Origin of the sequence: Diplocloster modestus (genome assembly GCF_019042245.1) — a bacterium.
Lineage (GTDB): Bacteria > Bacillota > Clostridia > Lachnospirales > Lachnospiraceae > Diplocloster > Diplocloster modestus.
The window spans coordinates 80,564-100,133 of sequence record NZ_JAHQCX010000020.1; the positions used below are offsets into that span (position 1 = coordinate 80,564).

Sequence of the window (19,570 nt, forward strand, 5' to 3'; positions counted from 1 at the left end):
GAAGATGCCGCTTACGCGGCCCGCCGCAGGCGGAGAGTTTCGCAAGCGAAACTCTATTTTATATGAGTCCCTGCCCGTTTCTTACCGGAACTGATTGACAGCGGGATCGTACTCATAATCAATTTCATACAGTTTGTAGATCAAATCCGATTTACTGATCTGCAGTGCTTTGCACATGCTGGACAAGTCCGGATAGAAATCTCTTAACTGGGTATTTATATAGCTCAGTAGTATTACGGGGTCCTTGGGCAGTGTGTCAGGCAGCATGAATGGAAAATCTCCTTATTCTGAATGTGATGCGTAGGCGGTAAGGTCATCCCCCATAGTATCGATCACAATGGTGTCCCCGGCCCTAACCTGATCGGATAAAATTAATCTGGCAGCCAGGGTTTCCACATACTTTTGAACGAAACGCTTCAGAGGTCTGGCTCCGTACACCGGATCATAACCGTGATCCGTGACGTACACCTTAGCCGCATCGGTCAGGAAAATCGTAAGTTCACGATCCGATAACCGGCGGTTCAGATCATCCACCAACAGGTCGATGATACTACGGATGTTCTCCTTCGTCAATGGCTTGAACATGATGATTTCATCCAGCCTGTTCAGGAATTCGGGGCGGAAATGGGCACGAAGGTCATTCATGACCAGTTCCTCGTTCTCAGACTGTATATTACCTTCCTCGTCGATACCTTCCAGAAGATAGGAAGATCCGATGTTGGAGGTCATGATCAGTATGGTGTTTTTAAAATCCACGGTACGTCCCTGGGAATCGGTAATCCGGCCGTCATCCAGCACCTGCAGCAGTACGTTGAACACATCCGGGTGGGCTTTCTCGATCTCGTCAAACAGGACCACCGAATAGGGTTTCCGGCGCACGGCTTCTGTCAGCTGGCCGCCTTCCTCGTAACCTACATATCCGGGAGGCGCTCCGATCAGACGGGAGACGGAATATTTCTCCATGTATTCACTCATGTCGATCCGTACCATGTTTTGCTCGTCATCGAACAGACTGGTTGCCAGAGCTTTTGCCAGCTCAGTTTTCCCCACACCGGTGGGCCCTAAGAACAGGAAGGAACCGATGGGTTTGGTGGGATCTTTGATCCCGGCTTTGGAGCGGATAATCGCTTCGGTTACCTTAGTTACGCCTTCCTCCTGGCCGATCACCCGCTTGTGCAGTTCCTCATCCAGATGCAGGGTTTTGCTGCGCTCGCTTTCCGTTAATTTCGCCACAGGGATTCCAGTCCAGCGGGAGATGATTTTGGCGATTTCCTCATCCGTAACACTTTCATGGACCAATGTTAAGTCTTTTTCTTTTACCCGCTGTTCCTCGATTTCTAACTGCTGTTTTAACTGCGGCAGTTTTCCGTATTGTAATTCAGCAGCTTTTTCCAGATCGTAATTCCGCTGGGCCAGCTGAATCTGCTTGTTTAATTCTTCGATCTCTTCTCTTAATTTGGACAGGTTATCCACGGATTTTTTCTCGTTATCCCACTGGGCTTTTTTTCCCTGGAATTCTTCCCGCAGATCCGCCAGTTCCTTCTGCAGGGATTCCAGACGATCCTGGCTTAACCGGTCGGTTTCCTTCTTAAGCGCAGCTTCCTCGATCTCCAGCTGCATGACCTTACGCTGTAATTCATCCAGCTCCGTAGGCATGGAGTCCAGCTCGGTTTTAATCAGGGCGCAGGCCTCGTCGACCAGATCGATGGCCTTATCCGGCAGGAAACGGTCGGAAATGTAGCGATGGGAGAGGGTAGCCGCTGATACCAGGGCAGCATCCGAGATCTTTACGCCATGGAATACTTCGTAGCGTTCCTTTAAACCCCGCAGAATGGAAATGGTATCCTCCACTGTGGGTTCATCCACAGTCACCGGCTGGAACCTCCGCTCCAGGGCGGCGTCCTTCTCGATATATTTGCGGTATTCGTCTAACGTGGTGGCGCCGATGCAGTGCAGTTCGCCTCTGGCCAGCATGGGCTTCAACATATTACCGGCGTCCATGGAACCCTCGGTCTTGCCGGCTCCTACGATCGTGTGAAGCTCATCGATAAACAGGATAATCTGCCCCTCGCTTTTTTTCACTTCTTCCAGTACGGCTTTCAAACGCTCCTCAAATTCACCGCGGTACTTGGCGCCGGCCACCAGAGCACCCATATCCAGGGCAAATAATTTTTTGTCTTTTAATCCCTCTGGAACGTCACCCCGGACGATTCTCTGGGCCAGTCCTTCCACGACTGCGGTCTTACCGACGCCGGGCTCACCGATCAGCACGGGATTGTTCTTGGTTTTACGGGAGAGGATGCGGACCACATTCCGGATCTCCGCATCACGGCCGATGACAGGATCTAACTGCTGATCCCTGGCCCGCTCCACCAGATCATATCCATATTTATTTAAGGTATCATAGGTGGCTTCCGGGTTATCCGTAGTTACTCTTTGGTTTCCCCGGACTGTGGAAAGGGCCTGAAGAAAACGGTCTCTGGTAATTCCGAATTCTTTGAAAATTGCCTTGATCTCCTGATTGGGCTGACGGATCAGAGCCAGGAAAAGATGCTCCACCGACACATATTCATCGCCCATCTGTTTCGCCTCTTCTTCGGCTGAGAGAAGCACCTTATTCAGATTCTGCCCTACATATACATTTCCCCCGGATACCTTGACCCGTTTCTGCAGGCCCTGTTCTACCCGGTTGACGAAGTATTTCGGCTGAATCTCCATCTTCTCGATCAGCTTCAGAATCAGGCTGTCCTCCTGGGTGAGCAGGGAGTACAGCAGGTGTTCCTGTTCTATTTCCTGATTTCCGTATTCATAGGCCAGCTTTTCACAGTCGTTGACGGCCTGAATGGATTTTTGGGTAAATTTACTGATGTTCATATGTTTTCCTCCTTATAGTCATTATATCTGAAAAATGTCAATTTACTCTTTGAATGTCTGTTCTATAATAGATATAACAGATAAAAGAAAAAAAAGCAATAGTTTTTTTCAAAATATTAGACGTTCTTTGGAGGAATGCGGTTTTTGAGGGATGAGGGGGAAGCGGTTATATTAATGGGTATGCCTGCCAACGGAATGATTATTTTATGATCAGGATGTATCTCTGCCATCCGTTTCACAAATTCTACAGTGCTGATTGAACTGGAAATGGGAGGAAACGCATCGTCAAAGTGATCCAGCAGCACACTCTTGGGATTCAGTTTTTCGATCACAGGGAGAGCAGCTTCTGAAAGCCGGCTGCGGCCCTGAAACGGAAGGATCAAAAGGTCCGCACCCCGCGGATAATCCACTCCGTCTGAAAGGCCCAGGCTGCCCATTAATAACAACATTTTCCCTTCCGCCTCAATCTGATATATCACGATCTCACCGTTTTCCGGAAACCGGTGGTGCATTTTTGCTAAGAACAGACTGTTTCGCAGCTGCAGATAAGTCTGCGGACGAGATAACACAACTACGATCAGGCGCCAGTCAAACGATATATGCTTACCCGGCAATACCGTGACCTGAATACCGCCGATGCTGATCCGGTCACCCGGAGTGATGCGGATCATTTGTCCATACCTGCCGCCGTAATGCTCCAGAGTGTCTGCCGGGCGATCTGTGCAATAGATATCCGCTCCGGAGATTTTCTGGATATCAGGTACTGAGAGCAGGTGGTCGACATGACCGTGGGTGATAAATATATGCTTTTCCTGCGCAAATGTGTCCGGCGGGAATATGTGTTCCCCGCCGCGAAGCTGGACAAAAGGATCGAATAGTATCCTTTCTCCACCGGATTCCAGTACTATGGATGCAGTCCCATACCAGGTTATCTTCATGACTTCGGATGTTCCTTTCTTTTTAGTGCGGATTCCGAATCTATCATTTAATACTTTAATCCTGTCATCATTGGATTGTCAAGTTTTGGACAGTCTCAGGGAGGGGGGAAGGAGTGGTTTTACGGCATTCCTACCGAAACAGATCCAGGAATTTCTCCCAAATTGTCTGCGGTTTGGAATCCGTTGCCTGTGGAGCCGCTTTCTCGGGAATTTTGACAGGCGGCGCGGATACGACAAACTGGACCTGTTCTATATGCTTATTGCGGCCGTCCACGAAAGACACCGGATGAAAGTCTGTCTTGTCATACTCCTCCATGAGCTTATCGATCTCTTCCGGCAGGCGGTCGGGCAGATCCCTGGTATTCACATAGAGTTCATGGGTTCCGGATTTCAACCGGCCGCCGCCTTTGTCAAGTTCGCTTGTGCCGTCGGCCAGCTGCCCGATTCCCTGATCCAGCACGTCGTAAGCGCTGGCCAGATCGGACACGCCATTTGTATATGCGACAAGCCCGGAATGGAACGTGGAATAATTGGAGGACAGATCGGAAAGCCCCTTCGTCAATTGAGACAGCGCGGAGGAGATATCGTTGTCTTTCAGTGACTGTCCAATTCCGTCTGCCATAGTACCAAGGGAAGAGCTGATGGTTCCAAGCGGCGTGATAAGCGAAGAGAGAGTCGAGTCTACCGCGCCGAACGCCTCTTTGACAGCATCGAAAGTCCCTTTGGCGGTCAGGGCCGATGTGTATGTGTTGGCCAATTTTTGAAGAATCGGAACGAGGGGGGTAAGCTCCAGCGGCAGCTGACTGCCGGTACCGGAGCCGGGGGTCATCATGGACTGCAGGAACGCCAGTTCTTCGGAAGTCAGCTGACTGTCATCCAGCGCTTCTAAGGCCGGCACGAGGGCGTCATAAGCCAGCTTGTAATTATCCCGGAGCTGTGTAAGGCCTCCGACAGCCTGATTAAGGCCTGCGGACATCTCCCGCAGGGCACCGGGCAGCTGGTTCAGACTGCTCATGTCTATATCTCCGGCCTGATCCTTAAGCGAGGAGGATATGGTGTCCAGAGCGTCCCGGATCGTGGCGGAGGCGGCCTGCAGTTTATCCGTATTTGCGTCCAGCTTATGCATGCCGTCCTGGAACTTCGCAGAACCGGACGCCAGATCCTTGCTGCCGTCCTGCAGCGCACGGATGCCTCCGGACAGGTCCGCCACGCCCTGATTCAGCTGATCGATGGCATCGGACAGTTCCGTGATATCACCGGTCATTTCGGAAGTGTCCGGCATCTCGATGGCCATAGAAAAGGGGAGGGCGGCGATCATAATACCGTCCATGGCAAAGTCATTCACATCGGCTTCCAGTGAAAAATCGCCTTCCTTACCCGGAAGCGCGGTGAATACGATCTGTTTGTTTGAGCCGGCATTCGCGATGGAAGCATCCGGGGCGATGATATTCCGGCTGAGCCGGTTATCCATGGTAACAGTGATCTGCATCATATAATTGTCGTAGAAGGACGGATCCATATCCGGAGTCTGTGCGGTATGGATCTGCAGGGCCAGATGTCCAGTTGCGCCGGCCAGCTGGTCCGCGCGGACCAGAACGCCGTCAAGCTGATAATTTATGGTATAGGTCCAGGGAAGCGGGCGAGCGTCCAGATTTCCCTGATAGTAGAACGTACCATCAGGCACAGTCAGGAAATTTTCCCCATTTTCTGAGCGGATGGCGGACTCATCGGTCAGGTTCGAGACAGAGTCGTATGCGCCATAATCAATGACAACCCCTGCTTCCCGGGTGTAGAGCGTATTGACCACATAGACGGACTGGACCAACCCGTCTGAAGAGAGCTTACCGTAGACTACCTCATCTTTGGTATAATCATCCAGAGGGGTGCCGGCGGTGCTGTCCTGGCCGGATGCAGGTTCGTTATTTTCCCCGGCCTGTACAGGCAGGGCCATAGCGAGAAAGCAGGAGAGAGGCAGCGCGGCAGCCAAAATCAGACAGAGAATTCGTTTTTTCATATTTTCCTCCAGTGGCGCGTTTACCGCGCCATAAATTCTACGGAAAAAGGTACACGGTACCTTTTTTCACATGCTATGCGAAGAGATGGGTGAACATTTTGTTCAACCTTAACCTCCAGTGGCGCGTTTAACTGCGTCCCTTCCTGTAAAAATTGGAACGGATCGTCGTGATCCGCAGCAGCGGATCAAACAACAGCAGCAACGCGGGCAGGAAGAGCAGGACCATCAGCATAGACAGAATAGTCCCCCGCCCCAGCAAAAGCCCCAGCTGGGAGATAATCTGGTTCGATGATGTCAGATACAGGCAGAAACCGGCGGAGGACAGGATGGACCCGGAAACCAATATCGACAAATAATTGTCCGCCAGAGTTTTACAGAGGGATTCCCTGGCGGGCAGGTTCTTACGGTTCTCTTTGTACCTGTCGGACAGGAGGATGGCATAGTCCACCGTGGCACCCAGCTGAACGGTATTGATAACCAGAAATCCCAGATAGTTCAGGGTGGAATCCTGGAAATATGGAACCGCCAGATTAATCCAGATCGCCGTTTCTATGGTTAGAAGCAACAGGAGCGGGAATGTCAGGGAACGGAAGGTCAATAGAAGCACCAGCGCGATGGAGAGCAGCGCGATCAGGTTCACCAAGCGGTTATCTGCCGTTACGGCAGTTTTCATGTCATAGAGGTTGACGCTTTCCCCGCAGGAGTAGACGCCTTCCGGATACAGGGAATGTGCCGCGGCCATTACCTGCTCCACCGTATCGAAGGCCACCGTCCCCTCCTCCTTAGTATCCGTATTTACAATGATCCTGGCATAGTGCTCCGAATAAAACTGGCTGGTAACCGACGCGTCCAGATAATCGGAGGGGATCGCGGCGTCCGCCATGGTTGTATAGGAGATGACACCGGTCACAGGGTCCAGCTTTTTCAGGGTAAGACCCAGCTCCCTTTCGGCCGCCATGTCGCCCCTGGGGACAAGGAGAACGATGGCGGTGGACTCCCCGAAGGTATCGTTGATGGCCTCCGCGTCTTTCATCAGCCGGCTTCCGGGAGAATTATCCCCCATACCATAGGTAAAAGACGCGCGTGATTGAGCCAGATATCCCGGAATGATCAGCAGCGCCATCAGCACCAGCACCGGGATCCTCAGACGCAGCGCGAATTTCCCGATTCCCTTCCAGACCGGCAGCAGCTGACGGTGTCTGGTCTTGTCGATCCATTTATAAAAGCACATTGTGATGGCCGGAAGAAAGATCATTACGGACAGGAAACTCAGCAGGATTCCTTTCACCAGGTTCAGGCTTAAGTCCGGGCCGATCCGGAATTTCATAAAGCTCAGAGCTACGAAGCCGAACAAGGTAGTCGCGGCGGAGGCGGCGATAGCCGAAAAGGCTTTTTTCATAGCCATCTGCATCGCCAGCTGCGGATCCTCCACCTCCTGGCGGCATTCGGAAAACCGATGCAGCAGGAAGATGGCATAATCCAGAGATACCGCCAGCTGCAGAATCGGACTGACCGCCTGGGTGATAAATGAGATTTCTCCCAGAAACAGGTTGGTGCCCAGATTGATCAGCACCGCAACTCCGATAGCCAGCAAAAAGAATAACGGTTCTATCCACGAGGAGGTAAAAAGCAGCAGTATAAGGAGGATAAGGGGAACCAGGATCAGCATGGCCCGCAGAGTTTCGGTCTGGGCCATCTCCTGGGCGGAGGCGATAGTAACCGCTTCTCCGGATAGGGCGCCGCCGGTTCCCACCAGGCGGTAAAGGGCTTCCACAGCAGCGGCTTCCCCGCCGGGGCTGATCGTGGCGTCAAAGAGCGCCATGCCATCTTTATAATAAGTTCCCACCGTGTCCGGATCCAGCATTTGAAGCGGCTGCTTCAGATCCGCGGCGCTGTCCAGCCAGAGGACCTCCGAGATCCCACCCATCGCCTCCAACTGTCTCTTAAAAGACAATGCCTCCGGTATCGAGGAAATGGGAACCATAATGCGGATGTTGGGCACGGAACCGCCGAATTCGTCCGCCATGATCTGGAGGGCTTTCGTGGACTGCGCGTGCTCGGGGAGATAGTCGGCCATATTGTAATTGATCTTGACCAGGGGGATCAGCAGACCGAATGTGAGGGCCGCGGTAAGAAACAGAACCGTCACACTTTTTTTATGTTTTAATAAGTGTTTCGATAAAATTTCCAGAAAAATCACCTCTGTTTTCATACGTCGTGTTGACTTTCTTTCATATATCTATAATAATATACATGGTGATACTAATTCAACAATCAGAAAATCCCGAACTGTAATATGCCAAACAAATACGCTATAAAATGTATATTATTAAACAATATCAGGGAAATTGCCGGGCAAACGCCCTCATGGAGATAAGGATGGAAATAAAAAAACAAGATAAACGGGTCCGCTATACGAAATTGTTTTTAAAAGAAGCGTTGATCAACCTGATGCAGGACAAACCCGTAACCCAGATCAAGGTCACGGAAATCTGCCAGGCCGCTGAAATAAACCGGGCCACATTTTACAGCTATTATACCGACCCGATGGACCTGCTGGCCACGGTGGAGCAGGAAGTAATCGATAATATCAATATGTATCTGCAGAGCTTTGACTACCAGGAAAATCCCTCGGATATGCTGGTGATGCTGACCAAGATCCTGGAATACATCGAGCAGAATGAGAAGCTGTGCCTGATCCTGCTGGGAGGAAACGGAAACCCAGACTTCCAGCGAAGAATCACTATGATTATCCGGGAAGGTTTCGTAAAGGACTATCAGAGGAAAAAGGCCATGGATCCGGCCCTTGCAGAATATGTATATACCTACATCGCATCCGGGAGTTTCAGCCTGATTCTGAAGTGGCTGGAGGAAAAACGCAGGATTCCTTTGTCTCAGATGGCGGAGATGGTTGTACGGCTGTCTAATGGGGCCGGACTTTAAAATCAGTTTGCAGTCCCCTCCCAGCTGGCCTTCAATGGTAGCGCAGCCCGGCAGGGTAATCCTGCAGGATTAGCATTGACCCTTGAAGATGTACAGAAAATGCGATATAATAAACCAATGACTGAAAAAGGAGATAATGTGTAGATATGAGTGAACAGGAGATAAAGAAAGTCCGCAGGCTGATAACCGGAATTTTGATTGGTCTTACGGCAATTGTGCTGGCGTATTTTGGGTATTCCATTTTATCTAAGAATACAAATATGACGGCGTTTCAGGTGATTATGGGCGTTTGGCTGGTGTGTTATGTTCTGCTGCTGGACGTTTTGGAACCGTATCTGCTCAAGGAGTTTGAAGATTTGACTCCGGAACGGAAAACCGGATATATCAAATATCTGGGGACAGATATTATTGGGATCGGCGGTCTGGTTTTGTTCGTATTTATGCTGGGGAATCCGGACGGGAACAGCACGGTGGGCCTGGTGGGAGCTATTGTCTATGCTTTTAGTATGAGACCGAGACAGAAGTTCAGGAAAGAGTTTTTGGGAATCGTGGATGAGGTGGTGCAGGAAGAGGAGGCGGATCCTTCTCCATTGCCCACGGCTGCCGATGCGGCTGCCAGAAATGCCCAGCTGACGGACAATGAAGCAGATGAGGCTGAGCTGGCGGAAGAAGCACAGAAGGATGAAGCGGAGAAAGCAGGCGGACAGGCTTTTGCTCAAGAGGATCAGGAAGAACGTGAATAAGATGAATTATAATCAGCGGGCGGGTCTGTATACGTCCGCTGTTTCGCATCCTGAGATAGGGAAAGAACAGGTTCTGCACAGGATGGAGTGCCAAAAAGGCAGTGATGTCTATCAGAAAATGGGGGAGGAGTTCGATGAGCTTCTTCCAAGACTTTACGGTCTGGCAAAACCAGCGGCGGTGTACCGCAGAGGGAAGATACCCCGGGACTCCGCGGCGGTTCAAGTATTGGGGCCGGACGCGGATGTGATATATGTGCTGGTCAGTACCGGGGAGCGAATAAGCCGGGAGGCCGACCGGCTTTTTATAACAGGAGACTGTGTGAAGGGGCTTTTGCTTCATTCTATGGCGGATGAATACCTGTTCCGGCTGGATGAGTGGATTCAGGACAGGATCCGGGAATACTGCCGGGAAGAAGGAATCGGAATCCGGGAGCGGCTTGAGGCGCCCGGCCGCCTGCCGGCTGAATTCCAGGAGGAGCTATTGGAAGCGGTCAAATGCAGGGAGACGGAAAAAATCAGGCTTACGAAAGGCCATATGTTCGAGCCGGTTAAAACTATGGGTTATCTGCTGACCGTCAGTTCCGACCGGTGCCAGATGAGAATGGGACATGATTGTAATACTTGTGAGGCGGTGAATTGCAGAATGAAGGACAGATGTATCATGAACTGTGCGGTCTGCCAAAGAACGGACTGCCGGACTCGGGGGCAGTGGAGGCGGGAAGAGGAATTTGATATCGTTCAGGAATATGAGCGAAGTGAAAACAGCGGCCGGAAGCCATGCAGAATTGAGAAAGCCGGTGTAAACGGAGAACCTTGTGTGATAGCGGTAGATATCGGAACGACCACTCTGGTCCTCCAGCTGGTGGGGACGGTCAGCCATGAGGTTCTGGGCTGCTATAGCGGGATCAATCATCAGAGACGCTTTGGGGCGGATGTGGTATCCCGAATCCAGGCTTCCGTATCCGGACAGGGGAAAGCCCTGGCAAAATCCATCCGGGATGACTTGAAGCGGGGAATCCAACAACTTATCACAGAACAAGGCGTAACTGCCGATCGGATCAGTAAAATAGGGATAGCTGGAAATACGACCATGCTGCATCTGCTGATGGAATATCCCTGCCGTACACTGGGAACAGCGCCCTTTAGACCCTATCACAACAGCCTGCAGGTAATAAAAAGTCAAGACCTGTTCCAGACGGCACCGCAACAGGAATTACCGCAAATACCGGGGGATAACGAGAAGGCAGCCTGGATCGACTGTCCGGTCATACTGCTGCCCGGCATATCCGCCTTTGTCGGTGCGGATATTACCGCTGGACTATATGCCTGCGGAATGCATGAAGTCCGAAAACCGGCGCTGTTTCTGGATTTGGGGACAAACGGGGAGATGGCCATAGGAACCGGCGGGCATCTTTGCGTCACATCCACAGCGGCCGGACCGGCATTTGAAGGCGGAAATATCACGTTCGGAACAGGCAGTATTCCGGGTGCCATCTGCCAGGTAACAATCGGCCCGGACAGCAAAGCCGCCATAAAAACGATCGGAGACCGTCCGCCCATAGGAATCTGCGGAACCGGTCTGATCGAAGGAATCGCGGAACTATACCGGAACGGGCTGATCGATGAAACCGGTCTCTTGGTCCCGGAATACTTTGAAACCGGTTATCCTCTGACGCAGGAAGATCAGGAAGAACAGATTCCTCTCATTGTCATAACCCAAAAAGACATCCGGGAAATCCAGATGGCTAAAGCAGCGATCCGTGCCGGCCTGGAGACTCTGATCACCGAATACAAAACCACTGCCGAAGAGATCGGCGCAATGTACGTAGCAGGAGGTTTTGGCTACCGCCTGGACCTTAACAAGGCATCCGCCATAGGATTAATTCCCCCTCAACTGACATCCAGAGCGAAAGCGGTGGGAAACAGTTCCCTTAGCGGAGTCGTAAAATATATGCTGGAAGCAGGAAGTATCCCCAGCCATATTGCAAAGCAGGCCAGGGAAGTCCAATTAGCCGACAGCGAAACATTCCGGCAGCTCTATATCGATTATATGTATTTTCCAGCACGGGGCTGTCAGAAAGCTGGTGATTAACCCTTTATCCCCGGTTTAAAAGGCCTCGTATAAGTCACCACGCTCCGGGTCATATGTTTTTTCCCAGGGTCATATATTGTTAAAGAGTAAGATCCGTAAAGGAATTCGTTCGATGTGGAAGCAGCGGCTGCAAATATTTGTATTTTTAGACTTACTGGTTCTGGTAACGGCGGTGGGAATCCGCATGCATGTGCTGGAGAGGACAGAGCAGGAGAGGACGGTTATAGAGACCAGTCAGACCATCGCGGCATCTGATATGAAGCCGAAGATCGCACTGACGTTTGATGATGGGCCACATCCGGTGTTTACGCCTGAGCTGCTGGATGGGTTGAAAGAGAGGAATGTTCAGGCTACTTTTTTTGTAATTGGGAAAAACGTTACGGGAAATGAAGAGATTATCAAAAGAATGGCGGATGACGGCCATCTGATCGGGAACCATACTTTTGACCATGTGGAGATTACGAAGCTTTCCCAGGAGGAGGCCAGCGATGAAATCGAGAGAACCAGTAATCTGGTGGAAGAGATCACCGGCTCACCCACGGAATATGTGCGGCCGCCCTTCGGTTTATGGAAGGATGATTTGGAGTGCGGAATCCAGATGATCCCGGTCATGTGGACGGTGGATCCGCTGGACTGGACTACGGGAAATGCCACCAACGTGGTAAATAAAGTAGTGACGAAAGTCAAAGAAAATGATATTATTTTATTGCATGACTATTACGAAAGTTCGGTTCAGGCCGCTTTAAGGATCGTGGATATCCTGCAAAAAGAGGGGTACGAGTTCGTGACGGTCGATGAATTGATACTGGAATGAGGGAAAAGGAACAGATATGATAGATGAATTCAGCAGAACGCGGATGCTTCTTGGCGGGGCCGGCGTAGACAAACTTAAGAACAGCAGGGTCCTGGTGTTCGGCGTCGGCGGTGTGGGATCACACTGTATCGAGGCGCTGGCCAGGAGCGGCGTGGGGACCCTGATCCTGGTAGATCACGATACGGTATCTCTGACGAATATCAACCGGCAGGTGGTGGCGCTTCACAGTACCATTGGCAGGCAGAAAACAGAAGTGATGAGGGAAAGGATACTGGATATCCATCCGGGAGCGCATGTACAGACGTTTCATACTTTTGTGCTGGAAGAAAATGCCGCGGATCTGATTACAGAGGATCTGGACTATGTGGTGGACGCGGTGGATACGGTAACCGCTAAGCTTTCCATTGCTGAGCACTGTAACAGAACAGGTATACCGCTGATCAGCAGCATGGGCACTGGAAATAAGCTGGACCCGTCCCGGTTCCGGATCGCGGATATCTGCGAGACGTCGGTCTGTCCCCTGTGCCGGGTGATGCGGCGGGAGTTGAAAAAGAGAGGGATCCCAAAACTTAAGGTTCTGTATTCAGATGAGCAGCCAATCGATACGAAGGCTGTGCAAACAGATGAGGATGCGGGTGAGAAGAAAAGCATTCCCGGCAGTGTGGCATTTGTGCCGCCGGTGGCCGGAATACTGATCGCCAGGGAAGTGATTATGGATCTCTGCGCATCACCAGGGAAATGATACCGGATCTATTTAGATCATATTAAGCGTGTTAAGATGAGAAGAGGTTGAAAGACATGGATTTGTTTGATTATATGAGGGAAAATCAGATGAAGGCGGAGTCGCCTCTGGCCTCCCGCTTAAGGCCCGCGACTCTGGAGGAAGTGGTGGGGCAGCAGCACATCATTGGAAAGGACAAGCTGCTGTACCGTGCGATCAAGGCGGACAAGCTGGGCTCCGTGATCTTCTATGGGCCGCCCGGAACAGGCAAAACCACGCTGGCCAAGGTGATCGCCAATACGACCAGCGCGGAATTTACCCAGATCAACGCCACGGTGGCTGGAAAAAAGGACATGGAAGAAGTGGTCCGCCAGGCCAAGGAAACGCTGGGCATGTACGGGAAGAAGACGATCCTGTTTGTGGACGAAATTCACCGTTTCAATAAGGGGCAGCAGGATTATCTGCTGCCGTTCGTGGAGGACGGAACGCTGATTTTAATCGGCGCCACCACGGAAAACCCCTATTTTGAGGTGAACAGCGCGCTGATTTCCAGGTCTATTATATTTGAATTAAAGCCGTTGTCCAAAGAGGACATCAAGACGCTGATCGACCGGGCGGTTTATGACCAGGAAAAGGGAATGGGCGCGTACCACGCGGTGATCGAGGACGACGCCAAAGAGTTTCTGGCCGATATCGCCGGCGGGGATGCGAGAGCCGCGCTCAACGCCATCGAGCTGGGTGTGCTGACCACGGAGCCTGGCAGTGACGGGAAGATACATATAACGCTGGATGTGGCCGGTGAATGTATCCAGAAACGGGTGGTCCGGTATGATAAAACAGGAGATAACCACTATGATACGATCTCAGCGTTTATCAAAAGCATGCGGGGATCGGATCCCGATGCGGCGGTCTATTATCTGGCGAAAATGCTGTATGCTGGGGAAGATATCAAGTTTATCGCAAGACGTATTATGATCTGCGCCTCTGAGGACGTGGGCAATGCGGATCCTCAGGCGTTACAGGTAGCCGTGACGGCTTCACTGGCTGTGGAGCGGATCGGTATGCCGGAGGCTCAGATCATTCTGGCGCAGGCCTGTGAATACGTAGCCACTGCGCCGAAGAGCAATACCGCTGTCATGTCCATCGAGAAAGCCATGGGAAATGTACGGCAGGTGCATACCACGGTGCCGCCCCATCTGCAGGATGCCCACTATAAAGGCTCCAAGAAGCTGGGCAGAGGCCTCACCTACCTCTATGCCCATGAGTATCCGAAGCACTATGTGGAGCAGCAGTATCTGCCGTCAGAGATCATAAATGAGACATTTTACGAACCTTCCGACAACGGATACGAACGTCAAATAAAAGCGCATATGAAATGGATCAAAGGAGGAGCAGAAGATGACAACCAATGAGAAGGCATTACAGATGCATGAAGAGTGGAACGGGAAGCTGGCGATCGTATCCAAGGCGCCTGTTACCAGCCGGGAGGATCTGGCGATCGCCTATACCCCGGGTGTGGCCGAGCCGTGTAAGGTAATCGCTGAAGACCCGGAGGCCGCTTACCGGTATACCATAAAAGCCAACACAATTGCTGTCGTTTCCGACGGAAGCGCAGTACTGGGACTGGGCAACATCGGAGCGAAGGCCGCGATGCCGGTCATGGAAGGAAAAGCGGTATTGTTTAAAGAATTCGGCGGTGTGAATGCCATTCCGATCTGCCTGGACACCCAGGATACGGAGGAGATCATCCGTACGGTGGTAAATATCGCGCCTGCTTTCGGCGGCATTAATCTGGAGGACATCTGTGCTCCCCGCTGTTTTGAGATTGAGGAGCGTCTAAAAAAGCTGCTGGACATCCCGGTATTTCATGACGACCAGCATGGAACCGCCATCGTGGTACTGGCCGGTGTGATCAATGCATTGAAGGTGACCGGGAAGAAAAAAGAGGAATGCCGGGTGGTGGTAAATGGCGCGGGTTCTGCGGGAATCGCCATCGCCAAACTTCTGCTGACCTATGGTTTTACGCAGGTCACCATGTGCGACCGCTGCGGTATCATTGGAAAATCTACGGAGGGTCTGAACTGGATGCAGCAGCAGATGACAGAGGTTACGAATCTTAAGGACAAGTCGGGAACCCTGGCAGACGCTATGAAGGGCGCGGACATCTTCGTGGGCGTTTCCGCTCCGGGTATCGTATCGAAGGAGATGGTGGCATCCATGAACCGGGATTCCATTCTGTTTGCCATGGCGAATCCGGTTCCGGAGATTATGCCGGACGAAGCCAGAGCTGCAGGAGCCCGCGTGGTGGGGACTGGCCGCTCCGATTTCCCGAATCAGGTGAACAATGTGGTGGCATTTCCCGGTATTTTCAAAGGGGCGCTGGAGGGCAGGGCAGCCCAGATCACGGAAGAGATGAAGCTGGCAGCGGCTGTGGCCATAGCCGGACTGGTACCGGAGGATGAGCTGTCCGATGAAAATATCATGCCGGAGGCTTTTGATCCCAGGGTGGCGGATGTGGTAAGCCGTGCGGTGAAGGACCATATCCGATGATTGTAAGAATGTGGGGGCCCAAACCCTATTATTCGCTGGACTATTATTTAAAACAAAAATTCGGCCATAAAGTATATAAACTGTGCCTGAACGGAGGTATGACCTGTCCGAACCGGGACGGGACTGTGGGACGCGGGGGCTGCATTTTTTGCAGCGGCGGCGGATCGGGAGAATTCGCCGGCCGTCCGGAGCAGCCGGTTCCGGAGCAGATGGAGTATGCCCGCAGCCTTCTGATGAAGAAGCCGGAGGGCATGACCTATATCGCCTACTTTCAGCCGTTTACTAACACCTACGGACCGGTGGAATATCTAAGGGAGATATTCACCGAAGCCATCCGTTATCCCGATGTGGAGGTCTTATCGATCGCGACAAGGCCGGACTGCCTGGGGGATGATGTGGTAGAACTGCTGAGTGAGATAAACCGTATCAAGCCTGTCTGGATCGAGCTGGGACTTCAGACCATCCATGAGGACACCGCGGAGTTTATCCGCAGAGGATATCCGCTGTCCTGTTTCGACGAGGCGGTGGAGAAGCTCCAGAAAGCCGGGATCGATGTGATCACGCATGTGATCCTGGGGCTGCCGGGAGAAGACGAGGAAAGAATGCTTGAGACGGTGGAATATCTGAATCTGAAGGGGATTCAGGGGGTCAAACTGCAGTCTTTGCATGTGCTGGAGCAGACGGATCTGGCGGATTATTACCGGAAGGGAGGATTCCGGACTCTTGAGATGGAGGAATATGTGCGGATCGTGATCCGTTGTATCGAACATCTGAAACCGGATATCGTGATACACCGGCTGACCGGTGACGGGCCCAGAGAACTTCTGATCGCCCCGCAATGGAGTGCTGCCAAAACCAGGGTGCTGAACACCATACATAAGTGGATGAGGGAAAATGAAAGTTTTCAGGGGAAATATTTTACCGGAATCTGAGGAAGAGTTTCCTGATAAAAAGGGAAAGGGGAGAATATAACATGTCAGAATCATTTACACTCTATAAGCTGATCATTCTTTATATGTTAGATAAAGTGGACTTTCCGCTGACAAATGCTCAGCTGTCTGATTTTATACTGGATCAGGGTTACACAACTTATTTTACGCTTCAGCAGGCGATTAATGAGCTGCTGGAATCGGAACTGATCGGGGCAGAATCTGTCCGGAACAGTTCTTTTTACCAGATCACCCAGGAGGGCCGGGACACCCTGGAATACTTCGGGAACCGGATATCGGAAACTATCCGAACGGAGATTGATGAATTTCTGAAAGAAAAAAAATATGAGCTTCGAAATGAAGTTTCTGTGATCGCGGATTATTATAAGACGACCCATCATGATTTTGAGGCACACTGCGTGATCCGGGACCGGACGCATCACCTGATTGAGCTGAGCCTGATGGTTCCTACAGAGGAACAGGCGGAGGCAGTGTGTAATCAGTGGAAGGCAAAGAGCCAGGATATCTATGCGTATCTGATTTCTGAACTGATTGGGGAATGAGGTATGTGATAAATGCAGCGAGTGAAAGCGCCTTCCCTCCTCTGCACGGGTGATAGCCCGGATGCAGGGACAGAAGGTTATCTATCATGTGGTAAGTTGGGATTGTGAGGGTAAGTAGGTAATAAAGTGGGAAATAAATTAAAAAACTTGTTGACAATAATCCGATTTCGGATTATTATATATTTTGTCCGAAATCGGATTATGACAGCTTGATTTTGCGTTTGGTTTTTAGAAGGGAGATCTGGAGTATGGATCATGAGGTGGCTTTACAACTAAGTGCATTTAATAAACTTTATAAAGAACTGGACGAGCTGTATCATGATTTTGCTAAGCATTGTGGAATATCGGACTGCGCATTCTGGATCCTCTATTCCGTGCAGGAGAGCGTAGAGCCTTATACGCAAAAGGATTTGAGTGAAATCTGGTCGTTCAGCAGACAGACGGTGAATTCCGCGCTTAAGAATCTGGAAGCAGATGATTATATAGAACTGGTCCCATTGCCGGGAAATCGAAAAAACAAAGAGATCGTACTGACGCAAAAAGGAAAGAACTATGCTGAGGAACATGTCATGCCGCTGATGGAAGCGGAACAAAACGCTTTTGGAAAATTGACAGATGAGGAACGTTCTGAATTTTTGAGATTGACACAGAAACACATTTCTTTGTTACGCACAGAGACAAATGCAATACTGGAATCTTGAACAATGCAAGTTTCTTCAGGTATCTGATTGTAAAAGCGCTCGGTTATGCCAGGATAACCGGGCTTTTATTTCGTGGAAAAGTGCTCCTATGAAATAAAAAACGCTCCGCAGGGATCGCACTGCGGCGGAAAGGAAGATGACCAATGAGAATACAATTATCGGAACATTTTACTTATAAGAAACTGATACGTTTTGTACTGCCATCCATTGTAATGATGATTTTTACTTCGATCTATAGTGTGGTAGACGGCCTGTTTGTATCTAACTATGTGGGGAAAACACCCTTTGCATCCATCAATCTGATTATGCCGGTGCTGATGATTTTAGGAGCGCTTGGTTTCATGATCGGCACAGGAGGCAGCGCGATCGTGGCTAAGACGCTGGGAGAGGGAAAACAGGAGAAGGCGAGCCAATATTTTTCCATGCTGATCTATGTGACAGCTATCGGCGGCATCCTGCTTACCGGAGTGGGTATACTCTGTCTCCGCTCGGTCTCCGCCTTCCTGGGCGCGAAGGGAACGATGCTCGAGGACTGTGTCCTGTATGGGAGGATCGTGCTTCTGGCCCTGACGCCTTTTATGCTGCAAAATGTATTCCAAAGCTTCCTGGCTACAGCGGAAAAACCACATCTGGGCCTGGCGGTAACCATAGGGGCGGGCGTTACCAATATCATTCTGGATTACCTGTTTGTAGCAGTATTCAGCTGGGGCCTTGCCGGGGCGGCTATCGCCACATCCATTAGTCAGGCCGTGGGGGGGATTTGTCCCGCTCATTTATTTTAGCCGAAAAAATAACAGCCTGCTGCAATTGACAAAGGCTGGTTTTGATGGGAGAGTATTTCTAAAAACCTGTCTGAACGGGTCGTCTGAATTGATGACCAACATCTCTGCATCCATTGTCACCATGCTGTACAACTTTCAGCTGTTAAGCTTTGCCGGAGAGGATGGAGTTGCCGCTTACGGAGTCATTATGTATGTAAACTTTGTATTTTCAGCGATCTTTTTCGGATACGCTATCGGCAGCGCGCCGATTATCGGTTATCATTTTGGAGCTCAGAATCATGCGGAAATGAAAAGCCTGTTCCGGCGCAGCCTGGTGCTGGTCGGAACAGCCGGCGCAGCTATGACTCTTATGGCCGAAGGATTATCCATGCCCCTGACCAGAATCTTCGTTGGCTTTGATGCCGAGCTGCTTTCCATCACCTGCCGCGGCTTCCGTTTATACTCTCTGGCCTTTTTGTTTAGCGGGATGAATATTTTTGGATCTGCTTTTTTTACAGCCCTGAACAATGGGGCTGTCTCCGCTGCGATCTCATTCCTGAGAACCCTGGTATTTCAGGTGGCTGTAGTACTCATACTTCCGATTTTCCTTGGGATTGACGGAATCTGGCTGGCTATCGTCATAGCTGAACTGCTGGCCATTGTGGTTACGATCCTGTTCTTTGTCACGAAAAGAAAGAAGTATCATTTCGCGTAAAAACCATAGAAAATAATAAGCAAAATCAGAACTCAGCGAAAGACAAAAATAAAAGCCCTCTTACGATTATGAACTGCTTCCCGTCAAGTAGACAATTAAAAAAAATAAAAATTATTTCTGCCACCAGATGCGAAAAGCTGGTGGCAGTTTTTATGCTGCCAACATATATTGTTCGTATTTTTCAAAAGGAGTTAATACTCCCAAATTTCTTT

At 50.8% G+C, this 19,570-nt stretch carries 15 protein-coding genes and 1 pseudogene; 11 read left to right on the plus strand and 5 right to left on the minus strand.

Features of this window, described 5'->3' with window-relative positions; all coding sequences use genetic code 11:
* Positions 1–81: 81 nt before the first annotated feature.
* The 5 genes from KTH90_RS21445 to KTH90_RS21465 form a co-directional block, all read right to left on the minus strand.
* Positions 82–267 (minus strand): DUF4250 domain-containing protein, encoded by a 186-nt coding sequence (locus tag KTH90_RS21445; protein ID WP_158352975.1) that lies wholly within the window; start codon positions 265–267, stop codon positions 82–84.
* Between the two features lie 15 nt (positions 268–282).
* Positions 283–2,874 carry an ATP-dependent chaperone ClpB gene (gene clpB / locus KTH90_RS21450; protein ID WP_158352974.1) on the minus strand — a complete coding sequence of 864 codons (2,592 nt, stop codon included), beginning with the start codon at positions 2,872–2,874 and terminating at the stop codon, positions 283–285.
* A gap of 116 nt (positions 2,875–2,990) precedes the next feature.
* Positions 2,991–3,812 (minus strand): MBL fold metallo-hydrolase, encoded by an 822-nt coding sequence (locus KTH90_RS21455; protein WP_158352973.1) that lies wholly within the window; start codon positions 3,810–3,812, stop codon positions 2,991–2,993.
* Positions 3,813–3,942: 130 nt separating this feature from the next.
* Positions 3,943–5,826 carry a WXG100 family type VII secretion target gene (locus KTH90_RS21460; protein WP_158352972.1) on the minus strand — a complete coding sequence of 628 codons (1,884 nt, stop codon included), beginning with the start codon at positions 5,824–5,826 and terminating at the stop codon, positions 3,943–3,945.
* A 127-nt stretch (positions 5,827–5,953) separates the two neighbouring features.
* Positions 5,954–8,038: an efflux RND transporter permease subunit gene (locus tag KTH90_RS21465; protein ID WP_158352971.1), complete on the minus strand. Its 2,085-nt coding sequence runs from the start codon at positions 8,036–8,038 to the stop codon at positions 5,954–5,956.
* A gap of 167 nt (positions 8,039–8,205) precedes the next feature.
* Here KTH90_RS21465 and KTH90_RS21470 point away from each other — a divergent pair, with 167 nt between their 5' ends.
* The 11 genes and pseudogenes from KTH90_RS21470 to KTH90_RS25370 all read left to right on the plus strand — a co-directional run bounded on the left by KTH90_RS21470 (position 8,206) and on the right by KTH90_RS25370 (position 19,358).
* The gene (locus KTH90_RS21470) at positions 8,206–8,769 is read left to right on the plus strand and encodes a TetR/AcrR family transcriptional regulator (protein ID WP_238727453.1); all 564 of its coding nucleotides are present in this window, start codon (positions 8,206–8,208) and stop codon (positions 8,767–8,769) included.
* Positions 8,770–8,915: 146 nt separating this feature from the next.
* Positions 8,916–9,512: a hypothetical protein gene (locus tag KTH90_RS21475; protein WP_158352969.1), complete on the plus strand. Its 597-nt coding sequence runs from the start codon at positions 8,916–8,918 to the stop codon at positions 9,510–9,512.
* Entirely contained in the window at positions 9,451–11,604 is a 2,154-nt protein-coding gene (locus KTH90_RS21480; RefSeq protein WP_238727454.1) for an ASKHA domain-containing protein, read from the plus strand. The genes KTH90_RS21475 and KTH90_RS21480 overlap by 62 nt, the downstream gene beginning before the upstream one ends.
* Positions 11,605–11,716: 112 nt before the next feature.
* Positions 11,717–12,418, plus strand: a complete 702-nt coding sequence (locus KTH90_RS21485) for a polysaccharide deacetylase family protein (protein ID WP_158352967.1) — start codon at positions 11,717–11,719, stop codon at positions 12,416–12,418.
* Between the two features lie 16 nt (positions 12,419–12,434).
* A complete protein-coding gene (locus tag KTH90_RS21490; protein WP_158352966.1) occupies positions 12,435–13,160 on the plus strand; it encodes a tRNA threonylcarbamoyladenosine dehydratase in 726 nt (241 codons plus the stop codon).
* Between the two features lie 56 nt (positions 13,161–13,216).
* A complete protein-coding gene (locus tag KTH90_RS21495) occupies positions 13,217–14,551 on the plus strand; it encodes a replication-associated recombination protein A (RefSeq protein WP_158352965.1) in 1,335 nt (444 codons plus the stop codon).
* On the plus strand, positions 14,538–15,689 hold the full coding sequence (locus tag KTH90_RS21500) for an NAD(P)-dependent malic enzyme (protein WP_158352964.1): 1,152 nt from the start codon (positions 14,538–14,540) through the stop codon (positions 15,687–15,689). The genes KTH90_RS21495 and KTH90_RS21500 overlap by 14 nt, the downstream gene beginning before the upstream one ends.
* Positions 15,686–16,621, plus strand: coding sequence for a TIGR01212 family radical SAM protein (locus tag KTH90_RS21505; protein WP_238727455.1), 936 nt, complete (start codon positions 15,686–15,688; stop codon positions 16,619–16,621). The genes KTH90_RS21500 and KTH90_RS21505 overlap by 4 nt, the downstream gene beginning before the upstream one ends.
* Positions 16,622–16,662: 41 nt before the next feature.
* Complete coding sequence (locus tag KTH90_RS21510) at positions 16,663–17,181, plus strand: DUF4364 family protein (RefSeq protein ID WP_238727456.1); 519 nt, start codon at positions 16,663–16,665, stop codon at positions 17,179–17,181.
* Between the two features lie 248 nt (positions 17,182–17,429).
* Positions 17,430–17,882: a MarR family winged helix-turn-helix transcriptional regulator gene (locus KTH90_RS21515; RefSeq protein ID WP_158352962.1), complete on the plus strand. Its 453-nt coding sequence runs from the start codon at positions 17,430–17,432 to the stop codon at positions 17,880–17,882.
* Positions 17,883–18,025: 143 nt separating this feature from the next.
* A pseudogene (locus KTH90_RS25370) lies at positions 18,026–19,358 on the plus strand (MATE family efflux transporter).
* The last annotated feature ends 212 nt before the right edge of the window (positions 19,359–19,570 follow it).

What these genes read in the sequence shown, in the direction of transcription:
- KTH90_RS21475 (WP_158352969.1), top strand. Translation starts at nt 8,916, where the DNA reads ATGAGTGAACAGGAGATAAAGAAAGTCCGCAGGCTGATAACCGGAATT.
- KTH90_RS21515 (WP_158352962.1), top strand. Translation starts at nt 17,430, where the DNA reads ATGGATCATGAGGTGGCTTTACAACTAAGTGCATTTAATAAACTTTAT.
- KTH90_RS21495 (WP_158352965.1), top strand. Translation starts at nt 13,217, where the DNA reads ATGGATTTGTTTGATTATATGAGGGAAAATCAGATGAAGGCGGAGTCG.
- KTH90_RS21460 (WP_158352972.1), bottom strand. Translation starts at nt 5,826, where the DNA reads ATGAAAAAACGAATTCTCTGTCTGATTTTGGCTGCCGCGCTGCCTCTC.
- KTH90_RS21485 (WP_158352967.1), top strand. Translation starts at nt 11,717, where the DNA reads ATGTGGAAGCAGCGGCTGCAAATATTTGTATTTTTAGACTTACTGGTT.
- clpB (WP_158352974.1), bottom strand. Translation starts at nt 2,874, where the DNA reads ATGAACATCAGTAAATTTACCCAAAAATCCATTCAGGCCGTCAACGAC.
- KTH90_RS21455 (WP_158352973.1), bottom strand. Translation starts at nt 3,812, where the DNA reads ATGAAGATAACCTGGTATGGGACTGCATCCATAGTACTGGAATCCGGT.
- KTH90_RS21505 (WP_238727455.1), top strand. Translation starts at nt 15,686, where the DNA reads ATGATTGTAAGAATGTGGGGGCCCAAACCCTATTATTCGCTGGACTAT.
- KTH90_RS21470 (WP_238727453.1), top strand. Translation starts at nt 8,206, where the DNA reads ATGGAAATAAAAAAACAAGATAAACGGGTCCGCTATACGAAATTGTTT.
- KTH90_RS21445 (WP_158352975.1), bottom strand. Translation starts at nt 267, where the DNA reads ATGCTGCCTGACACACTGCCCAAGGACCCCGTAATACTACTGAGCTAT.
- KTH90_RS21480 (WP_238727454.1), top strand. Translation starts at nt 9,451, where the DNA reads ATGAAGCGGAGAAAGCAGGCGGACAGGCTTTTGCTCAAGAGGATCAGG.
- KTH90_RS21490 (WP_158352966.1), top strand. Translation starts at nt 12,435, where the DNA reads ATGATAGATGAATTCAGCAGAACGCGGATGCTTCTTGGCGGGGCCGGC.
- KTH90_RS21500 (WP_158352964.1), top strand. Translation starts at nt 14,538, where the DNA reads ATGACAACCAATGAGAAGGCATTACAGATGCATGAAGAGTGGAACGGG.
- KTH90_RS21510 (WP_238727456.1), top strand. Translation starts at nt 16,663, where the DNA reads ATGTCAGAATCATTTACACTCTATAAGCTGATCATTCTTTATATGTTA.
- KTH90_RS21465 (WP_158352971.1), bottom strand. Translation starts at nt 8,038, where the DNA reads ATGAAAACAGAGGTGATTTTTCTGGAAATTTTATCGAAACACTTATTA.